Annotated in this window: 14 protein-coding genes; all 14 read left to right on the top strand. The window is 33.9% G+C overall.

Annotated elements, in window-relative coordinates:
* The first annotated feature begins 492 nt into the window (after positions 1–492).
* Positions 493–1,113 carry a recombination mediator RecR gene (gene recR, locus EKM03_RS03285; protein WP_126451855.1) on the top strand — a complete coding sequence of 207 codons (621 nt, stop codon included), beginning with the start codon at positions 493–495 and terminating at the stop codon, positions 1,111–1,113.
* Positions 1,114–1,185: 72 nt separating this feature from the next.
* On the top strand, positions 1,186–1,977 hold the full coding sequence (locus EKM03_RS03290) for a polysaccharide biosynthesis/export family protein (RefSeq protein ID WP_126563337.1): 792 nt from the start codon (positions 1,186–1,188) through the stop codon (positions 1,975–1,977).
* Positions 1,978–1,992: 15 nt separating this feature from the next.
* Positions 1,993–4,449 (top strand): polysaccharide biosynthesis tyrosine autokinase, encoded by a 2,457-nt coding sequence (locus EKM03_RS03295; RefSeq protein WP_126739865.1) that lies wholly within the window; start codon positions 1,993–1,995, stop codon positions 4,447–4,449.
* Positions 4,450–4,677: 228 nt separating this feature from the next.
* On the top strand, positions 4,678–5,661 hold the full coding sequence (locus EKM03_RS03300; RefSeq protein ID WP_126458940.1) for an SDR family oxidoreductase: 984 nt from the start codon (positions 4,678–4,680) through the stop codon (positions 5,659–5,661).
* Positions 5,662–5,782: 121 nt separating this feature from the next.
* Positions 5,783–7,174 (top strand): nucleotide sugar dehydrogenase, encoded by a 1,392-nt coding sequence (locus EKM03_RS03305; protein WP_126458943.1) that lies wholly within the window; start codon positions 5,783–5,785, stop codon positions 7,172–7,174.
* Positions 7,175–7,394: 220 nt separating this feature from the next.
* Positions 7,395–7,856: a UpxY family transcription antiterminator gene (locus tag EKM03_RS03310; RefSeq protein WP_126458948.1), complete on the top strand. Its 462-nt coding sequence runs from the start codon at positions 7,395–7,397 to the stop codon at positions 7,854–7,856.
* Between the two features lie 299 nt (positions 7,857–8,155).
* On the top strand, positions 8,156–9,412 hold the full coding sequence (locus tag EKM03_RS03315; protein WP_126563335.1) for an ABC transporter ATP-binding protein: 1,257 nt from the start codon (positions 8,156–8,158) through the stop codon (positions 9,410–9,412).
* Positions 9,413–9,475: 63 nt separating this feature from the next.
* Positions 9,476–10,264, top strand: a complete 789-nt coding sequence (locus tag EKM03_RS03320) for an FkbM family methyltransferase (RefSeq protein WP_126739866.1) — start codon at positions 9,476–9,478, stop codon at positions 10,262–10,264.
* A 25-nt stretch (positions 10,265–10,289) separates the two neighbouring features.
* A complete protein-coding gene (locus EKM03_RS03325; RefSeq protein ID WP_158616364.1) occupies positions 10,290–11,084 on the top strand; it encodes a methyltransferase domain-containing protein in 795 nt (264 codons plus the stop codon).
* Positions 11,081–11,920, top strand: coding sequence for a glycosyltransferase (locus EKM03_RS03330; protein WP_126516607.1), 840 nt, complete (start codon positions 11,081–11,083; stop codon positions 11,918–11,920). Before EKM03_RS03325 ends, EKM03_RS03330 begins: the two co-directional genes overlap by 4 nt.
* Complete coding sequence (locus EKM03_RS03335; RefSeq protein ID WP_126554507.1) at positions 11,921–12,835, top strand: glycosyltransferase family 2 protein; 915 nt, start codon at positions 11,921–11,923, stop codon at positions 12,833–12,835.
* Positions 12,828–13,973, top strand: coding sequence for a glycosyltransferase (locus tag EKM03_RS03340; RefSeq protein WP_126516605.1), 1,146 nt, complete (start codon positions 12,828–12,830; stop codon positions 13,971–13,973). Before EKM03_RS03335 ends, EKM03_RS03340 begins: the two co-directional genes overlap by 8 nt.
* Positions 13,974–14,810 (top strand): glycosyltransferase family A protein, encoded by an 837-nt coding sequence (locus EKM03_RS03345; RefSeq protein WP_126739868.1) that lies wholly within the window; start codon positions 13,974–13,976, stop codon positions 14,808–14,810.
* On the top strand, positions 14,807–15,742 hold the full coding sequence (locus EKM03_RS03350) for a glycosyltransferase family 2 protein (protein WP_126739869.1): 936 nt from the start codon (positions 14,807–14,809) through the stop codon (positions 15,740–15,742). Before EKM03_RS03345 ends, EKM03_RS03350 begins: the two co-directional genes overlap by 4 nt.
* The last annotated feature ends 3 nt before the right edge of the window (positions 15,743–15,745 follow it).

The following is a 15,745-nucleotide window of genomic DNA, read 5'->3' on the forward strand; positions in this document are numbered from 1 at the left end:
AGCTACTGCTTAATTGGTTTGTATGCAACATTATAAACGATTTTATTTTAATATCGCCTACTAAAAGTATTGCTTTACGTCCAAAGCACTTCTGTTGAAAAAGGATTCTTTTTTATATAATGGCTTTTGCAAGCGACTCCATTTGTCAGTTTGGGTGTAGCCGAGAACCCTTGTTGCCTATCGACTGCACTCGATAAAAAGGGCATTAAGTTTTTTTCATCAGTTCGAGGTGAGAAAAATTTGTGACAGGAAAAATTTCTACCGGGCATCAAGAATCCTAACGTTTTGATAGCTTCTCGACACAATTTTAATCAGTAACGCTTTCGCATTACTATTCAAAAGTACTCGAAGTGAGGGCGGAAACAGCGCAGCCTTAATGACATTGCACCCAATAGTAGAAAAAACGGCGGACTAAAATCGAATAACTAAAGTATACAATCGATTCAAGAAATAACCGATTAAACAAATAAACAAATTGCTACATTTGCAGTTATGGAATTTTCTTCAAAATTAATAGAAAGGGCAGTCAATGAAATGTCTCAGTTGCCAGGAATTGGTAAGCGAACTGCACTGCGACTGGTGTTGCATTTATTAAAACAGCCCAAAGAGCAAACAGGATTTCTAGCGCAAGCCTTGGTGGCAATGCGGGAGGATATAAAGTATTGTGCGAGTTGCCATAATATATCGGACAGTGCGTTGTGTGAAATTTGTGCCAACAAAAACAGAAATCATCAAATTGTTTGTATTGTGGAGGATATCCGGGATGTTATGGCGATCGAGAATACAGGACAATTCAGAGGAATTTATCATGTTTTGGGCGGTAAAATTTCACCTATTGACGGCGTGGGCCCCAGTCAGTTGAACATCAATACTGTAGTTGAAAAAGTAAAATCCGGTAGTGTCAATGAGATTATATTTGCGTTAAGCTCCACAATGGAGGGAGATACAACCAATTTTTATATTTACAAACAAATTGGGGATTGCGGGATTATTATATCAACAATCGCCAGAGGAATTTCAGTAGGTGATGAGCTGGAATATGCGGATGAAGTTACCCTGGGCAGGAGTATTTTGCAAAGAGTTCCTTTTGAAAAGACTTTTAAAAATAATTAATTTGTTTAATGAATAATGTTGCTTTTTAAATCGTAAATGAAAAGTTATATTTGTCGCTTAAAAATATTGTAAATGAGCAAGTCGGTACTCTGTTTGTTGTTAGTTATAAGTGTGTTGCTTTTTTCCTGCATCCCTACTAAAGATTTAATTTATCTTCAGAAAAAGGATACCTCAGCACAAGAATCTACTATTGCTGTGGTAGGATCTAAGCCTTATCGGTTGCAAACAAATGATGTGTTGAGTATTACTATAAAAGCGATAGATCCTAAATTAGTTGCTATTTTTAGTCCTATAAGCGAAGTCGGTTCTGTAGGAAAATCAGAATCCGCATTGTATTTTGATGGATTTACAGTAGACGATCATGGAAACATAAGGGTTCCGGTCTTAGGAGAATTAAATGTTATTGGTTACACGCTGGATGAAATCAGAGTGAGAATCGAAAAACAATTGTTAGCGGAGTATTTTAATGCCGAAGCTAATATTTTTGTAACCGTAAAATTATCGGGGTTTAGATATACGATCAACGGGGAAATTGGCAGTACGGGAACAAAAACATTATTTCAAGAGCAGGTAAATATAATGGAAGCCATAGCAAATGCCGGAGATATCTCTATAACAGGAGACCGAAAAGCAGTTACCATCATGCGAAAAACACCAACAGGAGTTCAAATGCATGATCTGGACTTGACGGACATCAATGTGATGCAATCGCCTTATTATTACTTACAACCTAATGATTATGTTTATATCAAACCGCTCAAGCAAAAAACCTGGGGAACCGGGAAAACAGGAATTGAATCCTTAGGAACTATTATTACGTTGCTGTCTTTGGCCACAACGACCTTTCTACTATTAAGAAATTAAAACAGCATTCAGAAAATGTTAGATATAAAAGATTTTTCGATTTTTGAAAATCAAGTCAGTTTTGATTTTAAGGGGTTTTTAATGAAAATCGGAAGTTATTGGAAGTGGTTTTTACTGAGTTTAATAATCACTTTTACTATTGCCTATCAGGTCAACATCCGTAAAGAAAAAATATATGGCATGGAGACCCTCATTGCCATAAAGGAGGAAAGTAACCCTCTTTTTACTTCTAATACCAGTTTGGTTTTTAATTGGGGCGGTACCTCTGATCAGGTTCAATCCATCTCTACAACACTGCAATCCAGATCACACAATGAGTTAGTGGTAGATAAACTGCAGTATTATATTGATTACTTAGTTCAGGGCGAATACAATATGGTAGATGCCTACGGAGCAGTTCCATTCTATGTAAATATTGATAAATCGAAAGGGCAGTTAGCAGGAAATTTAATTGGAATTACGTTTCTAAGCGAAAATGAATATGAAATCAGAATTCCATTTGGGAATCAAAACGTCTCGGTTGTCACGTACTCCAATAATTCCTATGGCAATACAGCAGTCGAAATTGGTGATTTTGTAAAAAGATACAAAGTAGGAGAGTCTGTTTCATTACCCTTTTTGAATTGGAAATTACAAATAAAAGACAATCCCGGTTTTTACAAAGGAAATGAATATTTTGTGCGTTTTAATGATTTTGACGGAACAGTAGCCGGATATAAAGGGATCAGTTTGCGCTCAGATGATAAAGGCGGTTCTATAATTACCCTGGGAATGCAGGGTACTAATAAAGCCAGAATGGTCGAATATTTGAATTCGACTGTTGAAATGCTGATCAAAAGACAGTTAGATAGTAAAAACCAGTTTGCTACCAATACGATTGCTTTTATAGACAGTACACTGATTGCCATGGAATCCCAGCTCAAAGAAACCGGGAATGAGCTAAAAACATTTAGAAAAGATAAAAACATTTATGATATTGAAGCGGGTGGTGCTAAATTCTCGGATAAGATTCTGGAATTTGATGTAGCCAAAGATGAAGTGACCCGTAAACTGTCCTATTACAATTCGTTAAAGACTTATTTGAAAAACAGCACCAACTATGCAAAACTTCCAGCGCCATCTGTAGCGGGAATAGAAGATCCTAATATTGTAGTTAATGTTTCAAAATTGATCGCCTTGTCTACCCAAAGATCCGAAATGGCCTATGCCGTAAAAAGCGAGAAGATATTTAAGGATTTTGACAATCAAATGGAGGCGGTCAAAAATGTACTGTTAGAAAATATAGCTACTGCAAAAGCTTCGCTGCAATATGATTTAGCGATGGTGAGCAGTAAAATTAATGAAACCGAAAGTACCATAAAACAACTCCCGGAAGACCAGCAAGAGCTCGTTAAAATCAAAAGAAAATATGATTTGAGTGATAATATTTACAGCACCTTTCTTCAAAAAAGAAGTGAAGCGGATATTGTCAAAGCAGCGAATCTATCGGATGTTCAGTTTATAGATCCCGCAAAGGATATTGGCGGCGGATTAATAGGCCCTAAAACATCCGTCAATTATATATTGGCCTTATTTCTGGGAGTACTTGTTCCGTTGATTTTTGTATTTGGCATTTTTTTTGTCAATAATTCGATTCAAAATACGGAGGACATCAGTAAGTTGACAAAAATTCCTTTGATAGGCGTAGTCGGTGTCAATAAAGAAAATACAAATTTAGCAGTGTTTGACAGGCCTAAATCATCGTTGTCGGAATCTTTTAGAGCTATTCGGTCCTCGCTCCAGTTTTTGTACAAACAACAAAATGTAGATGGTGCCAAAACACTGATGATAACCTCCTCAGTTAGTGGTGAGGGAAAAACATTTTGTTCCATAAATATCGCTACCGTATTTGCCCTGAGCGAGAAAAAAACAGTTGTTATTGGCCTTGATTTAAGAAAACCAAAACTGGCTACTGAATTTAATTTATCTAATGAAGCCGGGATTGTAAATTACCTGATCAAGCAAAATACGGTTGACGAAATTATAAATCACACCCACATTCCTTTTCTGGATGTGATTCTCTCCGGACCGGTTCCTCCCAATCCATCGGAGATGATCATGAGTGACGGAATGGGAGAGCTGATTGAAGAATTAAAGAAAAAATACGATTATATAATATTAGATACACCTCCGGTAGGGTTAGTGTCAGATGCACTAGAATTAGCACAATATTGTGATGTTACCCTTTATATTGTGAGGCAGAATTTCACTAAAAAAGACATGATTACCTTGTTGAATAATCGTATAAAACGAGGGGAATTAAATAATGCCAGTATAATTTTGAATGGTCTGGAGAATAAAGCTAAATACGGAACGGGGTATGGGTATGGCTACGGATACGGTACCTATACCAATGACTATTACGAAGAAGACAAACCCAAAAGTATGTATGAAAGAGTGGCTCAGAAAATACTTAATAGACCCAGAAAGTAATTTATTGATTACAGATATAGTTAAAACGATGCATTTTAGGGCATTTACTTTTTAGATTCAAAAACTTTTACCACGAATTTCACAAATTTTCACAAATTAATTCGTGATAATTTGTGAAATTCGTGGCAAATAAATAAGGGATACCACCGTGTAGACTTTAAGTCTGCCAACAAAAACTATGAACTTTTAGTTTATAGTGGTTTATTTTTTTTAATACAGAAAAATCAAATGAAAGAAGATATAAAAAAAACAGTGTTAATCACTGGAGGAGCGGGATTTATAGGCTCTAATCTGTGTGCCCATTTTTTGTCTAAAGGCTATAAGGTGGTTTGCCTGGATAATTTTGCCACCGGGCACCTGCATAATTTAAAAGACTGCATAAACCATCCTGATTTTCGTTTGATAGAAGGCGATATTCGGAATCCGGAAGAGTGTCAAAAAGCAGTCAAAGGCGCAGATTATGTGCTGCACCAGGCGGCTTTGGGATCTGTTCCCCGTTCTATCAATGATCCGGTGACCACGAATGACGTGAATGTATCCGGATTTTTGAACATGCTGGTGGCAGCAAGAGACGAAAAAGTGAAGCGATTTGTGTATGCGGCAAGTTCCTCTACCTACGGCGATTCAGAAGCGTTGCCCAAAGTAGAAAATACTATTGGGAAGCCGCTTTCTCCGTATGCAATAACAAAATATGTAAATGAATTGTATGCCGAAATTTTTAGCACAACCTATGGTTTAGAGACCATAGGACTGCGTTATTTCAATGTTTTTGGACGGAAGCAAGATCCCAATGGCGCTTATGCAGCCGTTATCCCGAAATTTGTGATGCAATTCATGCAACACGAAAGCCCAAAAATAAATGGTGACGGGAATTATTCCCGCGATTTTACTTATATTGACAATGTTATTCAAATGAATGAGTTGGCGATGTTAACTCAAAATCCAGAAGCGATCAATACGGTGTATAACACGGCGTGTGGCGATAGGAATACGTTGAATGATTTAGTGGGCTATTTGAAAGATTTTTTAACAAAATACGATTCTGAAATTGCAAACGTTACTGTAGTGTATGGTCCTAACAGAGCGGGTGATATTCCACATTCCCTGGCTAGTATTGATAAAGCAAAAGCCCTACTGGGATACAATCCAAAATTTGGTATGCAAGAAGGATTGAAAGAGGCGGTGCACTGGTATTGGGATAATTTATCGTAATACCGTATACCGTAGAGACGCGATAAATCGGATCTACATTGCGGATTTGATGCATTGCGAAATGTAGAGATGCGATAAATCGCGTCTGTACTGGGATTAAAAAAAATAAAAAAATATATAGATGAAAATCACAAAAATTTGTTGCATTGGAGCTGGGTATGTTGGTGGTCCGACGATGGCGGTTATTGCTCAAAAATGTCCGGAGATACAAGTTACAGTAGTCGATTTGAACGAAGAGCGCATTGCGGCTTGGAATGATACCGACACGGCCAATATTCCTATATATGAACCCGGATTGGACGTTATTGTTGCCGAGGCTCGGGGAAGGAATTTGTTTTTTTCTACGAATGTTGATAAAGCCATAGACGAAGCCCAGATTATATTTATCTCCGTGAATACCCCCACTAAAACGTATGGTAAGGGAAAAGGTATGGCGGCTGATTTAAAATACATAGAGCTTTGTGCCAGACAAATTGCACGTGTAGCCAAAGATAATAAAATAGTAGTGGAGAAATCGACACTACCGGTGCGAACTGCAGAAGCAATTAAGAGTATACTTGATAATACCGGGAATGGAGTACAGTTTCAAATCCTGTCAAATCCTGAGTTTTTAGCAGAGGGAACAGCTGTTACTGATTTGTTGCATCCGGATCGGATTCTTATTGGAGGCGATCCTTCGGAGGAAGGTAAAAAAGCGATTCAGGCCTTAGTCGATGTCTATTCGAATTGGGTGCCTGCCGCTAAAATATTGACCACTAATGTTTGGTCTTCTGAATTGTCTAAGCTTACCGCCAATGCTTTTTTGGCACAACGTATTTCTTCCATCAATGCCATGTCAGAACTGTGTGAGAAAACGGGAGCCGATGTCAATGAAGTCGCTAAAGCGATTGGAATGGACAGCAGGATTGGATCTAAATTTCTAAAAGCCTCCGTTGGTTTTGGAGGTTCTTGCTTTCAAAAGGACATTTTAAATTTAGTGTACATTGCAAAATCCTATGGTTTGAATGCCGTTGCAGATTATTGGGAGCAAGTTATTATCATGAATGACCATCAAAAAAGACGTTTCTCCAATTCTATAGTTCAAACGCTTTACAATACGGTTTCCGATAAGAAAATTACTTTTTTGGGTTGGGCATTCAAGAAAGATACGAATGATACCAGAGAATCAGCAGCAATTTATGTAGCTGATGATTTGATCAATGAACACGCAAAAATTGCGGTGTATGATCCTAAAGTTTCTAACAAGAAGATCTTGGGGGATTTAAATTATTTGGAAACCAGAAATGCAGAGGCGAATGCGAACAGTGTGCGTTCCTTTTTGGACCCGTACGAAGCCTGTCAGCAGGCACACGCTATTGCGATACTGACAGAGTGGGATGAATTTATCCACTACGACTGGCAAAAAATATATGATTCGATGCAAAAACCCGCTTTTATTTTTGATGGTAGAAATTTGCTGAACGGCCCGGAATTAAAAGCGATTGGTTTTGTGTATCAGGCGATAGGTTCGTGAGGGGTTAAGCGGTTAAACGATTAAACGATTAAACATTTAAAAGCTGATTGTGCTCAGCGGATTGCTAGTAGTTTTCAAGTAATGAAATAGAACAAAACGTCTCGCTACGCTTCGCACTCGAAGTGTCGTGTATTGAGAACCGTTTTTAAATAAATAATTCAAAAAGTGTATTCTGAATTCGGATAGGGAGAATTAATTTTATGGCAATACAAGATAAAAGATGAATTGGTATGTAGTGTATACAAAACCCAAATGGGAAAAAAAAGTGGCAGAACAATTACAAAAGATAGGTGTGGAATGCTACTGTCCTTTGGTAACCCAAATGCGACAATGGTCTGACCGCAAGAAAAAAGTGGAAGTACCTCTTTTTAATTCCTATGTTTTTGTACAATTAGAAGATTCGAAACGGAATTTGGTGTTTCAATCCGTTGGTGCAGTCCGCTATTTGTATTGGTTAGGAAAACCAGCAATTGTGCGTGATGAAGAAATTGAAGTCATCAAGAAATGGCTCAACACTTCGGATTGTGTTGATCTCACTGTGGCCTCATATCAAATTGGGGAAACGATACAATTAGAATCGGGACCTTTTGCCGACCAAAAAGCCACAGTTCAGGAAATGACCAATACCCATTATGTGCTGGTTTTGGAATCTTTAGGATGTGTGTTGAAAATGAAACGATGAGTTTTTAGTGTGCGAAGTGAGGAGAAGAAAATAGAGAAAAGAATAAGCTGTTTCAACCGTCACTTCGAGTAATTTAGAAGAGTAATGCGAATGCTTTACTATTCTAAATTGTATCGAGAAGCCTTCATAACACAAGGGTTCTCGATACTTCGCCGCAATTTTCTATCGCAAATTGCTGCTCCACTCGAACTGACGAATCTTTATAGTAATTAATTGTGGCAATTAGTGAGTAGTGAAGTTCGTTTATAGTACAACCTAATGCTCATTAAAAGGCCCATTTAAAAAAAAGATTCCAAAAAATGAAAGACATTATATTAAAAGCCGAAAACATCTCCAAGCAATACCGACTGGGCCAGGTAGGAACGGGTACTATGGCGCATGATTTGAACCGCTGGTGGCATCAAGTGCGTGGCAAAGAAAATCCGTATCTCAAAATTGGCGACACCAATGACCGCAGTACCAAAGGTACGAGTGATTATGTCTGGGCATTGCAGGATATTAATTTTGAAGTAGAACGCGGTGAGATTCTTGGGATTATTGGCAAGAATGGCGCAGGAAAGTCTACTTTGCTCAAAATATTATCCCGCGTTACAGCGCCTACAACAGGAAGCATTAAGTTTGGAGGCCGTGTGGCTTCCTTGCTCGAAGTAGGAACCGGATTTAATGGCGAAATGACCGGCAGAGAAAACATTTATCTCAATGGGGCTATTTTAGGGATGACCAAAAAAGAAATAACCTCCAAGATTGATGCCATTATTGATTTCTCCGGTTGCGAACGCTACATTGATACCCCCGTAAAACGCTATAGCAGCGGAATGTATGTTCGACTGGCTTTTGCAGTAGCCGCATTTCTGGAGCCTGAAATTTTGATTGTAGATGAGGTTTTGGCCGTGGGAGATGCCGAGTTCCAAAAGAAAGCGATTGGCAAGATGCAGGATATTTCCAGAAAAGGAGGTAGAACGGTTTTGTTTGTGAGTCATAATATGGCGGCGGTGCGGAGTTTGTGTACAAGGGGAATTGTGTTAGAGAATGGGAAGGTAGTGTTTGATGGGGGGATTGAGGAGAGTGTTGATTTATATCATAATGTTTCTTCAAATTTTGAATCTTTTTATAAAAGAGATATTTCGAAAGACTTTAGCGAAATTGTAATAGATGAAATAAATATCAATAATGAGGGAGGAAACTTAGAAAGCCGTTTTTATTATGATCAAAATATTGTAATTGATTTTAAATTGAATTCAAAATTCAAAATAAAAGATAATAATCGTTACAAAATGTTTTGTACAATTGTCAGCAAGAATGGTCAAAGAGTATGTTCATATGAAACCAATCTGATTAAATCTGAAAAAATACGATTAACTATTGAAGCAGAATTTTTGGTAAGAGGCGAGTATTTTTTAAATGCGTTTATACATGTCCCTCAACAATTAAGAATTGATGAAGTAAATGAAGTTTGTCTGTTTGAGATTTTAGATGAAAAATCTAGTTTGAGCATTCATGGATTATACAATTACGGACAAGTATTTGGAAAAGGGAAATGGGATGCTATTTTTTAGATGAAAAATTTTTATAAATTGTAATTGTATTTTTTGTAATAAACATTTAGTAATATTAGATAAATGATTAAAATTTTAAAAAAATATTTTAAACCACCTTATTATTTCTTAATTGGAAAAAAACAGGGTACAAATGCAATAGCGCGATTTGTGCCTACTGAAAAAGAATTTTTAGGAAAAAAATTACATATCCATGATATCGCATCATTTAATTTGTGTAACGAGGAATTGTTTCAACTTGAAATGTATAAGTTTAAGGCTAGTCGTCCTAATCCTTGTATAATAGATTGTGGGGCAAATTTAGGGATGAGTATCATTTATTTTAAGCAATTATATCCCAATGCTTCTATAATTGCTTTTGAAGCAGATGAGCATATTTTTGGTTTTTTGGAAAAAAACGTTGAATCATTTGGATATAATGATGTAGAGTTAATCAATAAGGCAGTTTGGAATTGCGATGACACCTTGTCATTTATTGTTGAAGGAGGTGCAGGAGGAAGAATAGAAGAAGAAACTTCAAAAGGGAAATACAAAAAAGTAGTTTGTACCAGTTTAAAAAAATATTTGAAAGGACGAAAGGTTGATTTTTTAAAAATTGACATAGAAGGAGCGGAATTCGAAGTGATAAAAGACTGTGAGGATGAATTGAAAAATATTGATTATCTCTTTATTGAATACCACAGCATGCCAGATCGAGAGCAAAATTTGCATAAAATTTTGAAAATTGTACAAAAAGCAGGTTTTAGTTATCATATTAAAGAAGCTTATACTGCAAAATACCCATTTATAGAAAGAAATTTAAACTTCGGAATGGATTTACAGCTAAATGTTTTTTGCTACAAAACAAAATAATTGCAATTCAATGTATACTATTATAATGTCAAAAATTCAAACATTACTGAAAACATATGTAACAACTGGGTATTATGGTATAAAGTGTCTTGTTAAAGATAAATTTTTTCCATACAAAGGGAGGACTATTAAAAGAATGGATCTTTTTTTAAAATATTTTAATGGAAAAATAGGGATAGAAATAGGAGGGCCTAGTGCTATTTTTTCAAAAGAAATTCCAATTTATCAGGTTATAGATAGTTTAGACGGATGTAATTTCAGTTCTCAAACCATTTGGGAAGGTACTATTGTTGAAGGCCAAAATTTTAATTATTTAGGAAGTAAAAAAGGATACCAATACATTTGTGAAGCGAGTAACCTTAAAGAAATACCTGATAACAAATATGATTTCCTTATTGCAAGCCATTGTTTAGAACATTGTGCCAACACGTTAAAAACAGTTAAAGAATGGGTGAGAGTTATTAAAAAAGGCGGTGCTATTTTACTTATTTTACCGGATAAAAGATATACATTTGATCATAATCGTCCTATCTCTACTTTTGGTCATTTTGAAAATGATTTAAATAATGGGATTAATGAAACCGATTTGACACACCTAACCGAAATTTTAGAGTTACATGATTTGAATATGGATTTAGCTGCCGGAACTAAAGAACAATTTAAAAAAAGGTCTTTTGCTAATCACGAAAATAGATGCTTGCACCATCATGTTTTTGACTTCAAATTACTGCAAAATGTCTATAAGTATTTTGATATTAAGGTAGTTAATTTGACTTTTGTAAAACCTTATCATCAAATAATTTTAGGTATTAAGCGATGATTTCAATAATTATTTGTTCTCGAACCCAAAACATTTCTTTTAATTTATCTGAGAATATAAAAAACACGATTGGTTGTGATTATGAATTAATTGTCATTGATAATTCAAACAATAAATATTCTATTTTTGAGGCCTATAATTTAGGGATAGAAAAAAGTAGGAATGATTATTTGTGTTTTATGCATGATGATGTCTTATTGCATACTCAAAATTGGGGTCTACTAGTGAAGAATTTATTCGACCAAAATGAAGAATTTGGGTTGCTGGGGGTTGCCGGTGCTAAATCCAAAACAAAGATGCCATCGGCTTGGTGGGATTGTCCAGAAGAGGATAAATTTCTTTATTTAAAACAACATTTAAGAAATGGCAATGTTGAAGATTGGGACCAAGGTTTTAAGAATAAAAATATAGAAAAAGTGGTTGCAATAGATGGATTTTTTATGATTGCTCGAAGAGATAAACAGTTTCGTTTTCAGGAATCTACCAAGGGTTTTCATTGTTATGATTTGAACATATCATTCGAGTACATCAAGCTGGGTTATAGTATTATAGTTGTTAATTCAATAGTAGTGGAACATTTTTCTTTGGGAAAGTTAGATAAAAATTGGTATTTGACCTCTATAATAATGCACAAAATATACTCGAATTTGCTCCCTTTAAAAGTTGAAGAAGGAATAGTCTGCAAGGATTTTGAGTTTAAAAACGGAACAAATTTCATAAAAGGTTTGCTTTACTACAGGTTAAAAAAACAAGCCTTCTTACTTTGGATACAATTAATTATTTTAAAGCCTATTACAGGATACCATTTTAAATTTTTGAAACAAATGCTAAAATAAATGCTAGCAATAGTCATTCCATATTATAAAATTACTTTTTTTGAGGCAACCATTGAGTCTTTAGCCGATCAAACAGACAAACGATTCAAAGTTTATATTGGTGATGATGCCAGTACTGAAAATCCAGGTGATTTATTAGAAAAGTACAAAGGTAAATTTGAATTTGTTTATCATCGATTTGAACGTAATCTTGGAGGAACATCATTGGTTCTTCAATGGGAACGCTGCATTGCTTTGTCTAATAAAGAGGAATGGATTATGATATTGGGGGACGATGATTATTTGAGTAAAAATGTTGTATTTGAATTTTATGAGAACTATAATTTATTTCACGAAAACTGTAATGTTCTGAGGTATTCTACTAGGGTAATTGATCAGATTAATGGTGAAGAGTCTAAGTTATGTACAAATCTATTATTTGAAACAGGAATTCAATACATTTCAAGAAAAATTAAAGGTAAAGCAAGAGGCTCTTTGTCAGAATTTGTTTTTAACAAAAATGAATTTTTAAAACATAAATTTACAAATTATCCATCCGCTTTTTATAGTGATGATAAAATAGTTTTAGACTTAACAAAAGTGAAAAATATTTTCAGTACAAATTCCGCTGTTGTATTTGTTAGAATTTCATCTGAAAGTTTATCCGGTAAAGCTGAGATACATAAAAATGATTTGTTTTTAGCACGGTTTGAATTTTTCGAATATTTAATAAAAATAAAGTATTATTTATTTGATGTTTATACAAGAAAAATTATTGTTGAGAGGTTCTTAAGTTATACCTACCAACATAAAAAGCAAAATGTGTTTCTGTTTTTAAATTTGTATTTGAAGAGTGTATTGTTTTTAGATTTTAATTTTTTTATGAAGATAAATAAGAAGTTTATCAAGATAATTTTAGGACAATCAATTGATTAAGAAAAGTAAGAATATTATTGTATGTACCCCGTTTTTAGATAATATTGGAGGGACAGAAATTGAAGCTGTTTTAACGGCAATACATTTTTATGATTCGAATCAATATAAAAGAGTTGCGATTTTTTCTCCTAGAAAAAGTAGTTCCAGTTTTTTTAAAGAAATAATTGAAGAACGAAATATCAGCTTTGTACATTATCCTACTTTTTTTGATTTCAAGACTATCCTTTTTCTTAATAAAATACTTAAGAAGTTTGGTTTAGAAAAACCAATATTAGAATCTGCATATTGGTTTTTAATTTCTTTACAATACACTAGTTTTTTTATATTAACTTATCCAGGATGTACTTATTTTTTTTCAGTATTTCAATTTCAATTTCAAAACAAAAAATATATTGCCAAGATTACCATGTGGCATTTTAATTTGTTATCAAAGCTTCATCAAATTGTTTACAATAAGTTTACTAATATTATAGTTTTTAATGAAGAACAAAAAATGTTTTGGGAACGAAATAATTTTTTAAAAAATACAGTAGCTTTAGATATTGCAATCTTAAACGAGACTAATCTTCTTAGTTTGTCACAAAGAACTTATGAACAGGATGTTCTTGTTTTTGGCTATTTGGGAAGAATATCAAGAGAAAAAAATCTCGAAGACATGATACTTTTACTCGATTTTTTAAATAACAAAAATCAAAAAAAATGTAAATTAGTCATTCAAGGAAAAGGAGATTTACTATATCTACAGGAGCTTGAATTATTGGTTGTAAAATGTAACCTATTCAATTTCGTGACTTTTAAAAAAGAATTTATTAGTCCGCTACAAACTCATACTTTTTATCAATATATTGATGTTTTTCTAGTTACTTCAAAAATCGAAGGTGGTCCAATGACATCTCTGGAGGCGGCAGCTGCAGGATGTTATGTAATGGGATATAAAATTGGCGCCATGCAAGATCGTTTTGGGCAATTCCCTAACGTAGTAAATCAAAATTACAAATCCTTGTGCGATTCTGCCTTAGCTTTTTTGAATTTGACTACTTTTGAAAAAAATACTATTTTAAACAAGTTTAGGAAATTTTATGTTTCTAAATTAAGTAATTCAACCAAAGGCCGCAAATTCAACCAATTTTTTAAATAAATGCATTCTGATACTCTAGTTTCTATTATAATTCCTTGCTACAACGATGCACAATACATTCTGCAATCGGTAAATTCGGCATTAAATCAAACCTACCCAAATAAAGAAGTAATTGTTGTAGATGATGGTTCTAATGCTGAAACTAAAGCGGTATTAAAAAAGTTAGCGCCAAAAATCACAAAATTAATTACCCAAGAGAATCAAGGACAAAGTACGGCGCGTAATGTTGGAATTAAAGAAGCAAAAGGGGAGTATATATTGGTTTTAGACAGCGATGATTATTTTGAACCCACTTTTTGTGAAAAGGCTATAGAAATTATTTTAAAAAATAAGGAGATTAAACTAGTTACTTGTCAAGCTAATTTGTTTTTTGATGATGGATCGTCTTACGTTTTTATACCAAAAGGCGGGAGTATTGCTAATTTTTTATACATAAATGACGCATTAGGAACATCAATGTTCAAAAAAGAAGATTGGTTATCCTGTGGTTGTTATGATGAAAATATGAGATTAGGTTATGAAGATTGGGAATTTTTTATTCGACTTTTAAAAACTGGAGGTGAAGTTGAAGTGATTCAAGAACCTTTATACAATTATAGAAAGAGAGACAATACAACAAGTTCAAAATCAAAAAAAATAAAGTATGATTTGTTAAGATATATTTATATTAAACATAAAGAGTCATATGTTTCTGATTTTGATGTTTTTGTGTCACAGTTATTGTTTAAGATAGAAAGAGAAGAAATCGAGAAAATTAAAAATACAAAGCGTTTGGAATTTCAGATTGGAAAAGCAATTTTAAGTCCTTTAAGAAGGATTAAACGTTTATTAAGATGAGCAGTATCCCCAAAGTAACCATTATCATAGCGACCTATAATAGAGCTCCTTTTATTTTAGAAATGTTACAATCTATACATAAACAAACTTTTCTAGACTGGGAAGCTTTGATTATTGATGATGGTTGTACTGATAACACGCTCGAGGTTATATCTCCAATATTACAACAAGAAGAAAGGTTTCATTATTATTCACGTATCAAATCTTATACAAAAGGGACTTCAGGATGTCGCAATTATGGATTAGATATCGCCAAAGGGGATTATATTATTTTCTTTGATGACGATGATGTTGCTCATCCACAAAACTTAGAATTATGTGTTATTGAGTTGTCTAAAGATGAGATTTCATTTTGTCGATATATTAGAACGTCTTTTTTTGGTGATTTTGATTATAGTTTTGATTATTCTAAAGAATATGTTTCATTCTATATCGATGTAAATGATATCGAAAAAGTTTTGAAATATGAACTTCCATTTAATTCTTGTGCCGTAATGTGGAAGAAAAAATGTTTTAAAAATTCTCGATTCAATGAGGATATTTCATATGCTGACGAATGGGAGCTTTATACAAGAATTTTATCACAAGGAATTAAAGGGATTTCTATTGAAAAATGTTTGTTTTATGGGAGGAAACATACTGACTCGATAACAGGAGAGTTTATCAGGAATAATTTAAATAGAAAAACATCGTACTATAAGGCAATTTTATTAGTACTAGGTAATCTAAAAGAGAAAAAACTACTTTCTTATTCTTTAATCCGTCATTTTATAATAATGTCATTGGGTTTTAAGGAATATAATTTATTCTCTAAAATTATAATTATTTTAGATCTATCGCAATATAAAAAATTAAAATGGCAACTTTTTTATGTTTTATTACCGTTACGTTTGACAGTTTACAAATTAAAAAAAAGAATTATAAAAAAATAATCC

The organism is Flavobacterium sp. GSP6 (assembly GCF_003984855.1).
In the GTDB taxonomy this organism is placed as follows: Bacteria; Bacteroidota; Bacteroidia; order Flavobacteriales; family Flavobacteriaceae; genus Flavobacterium.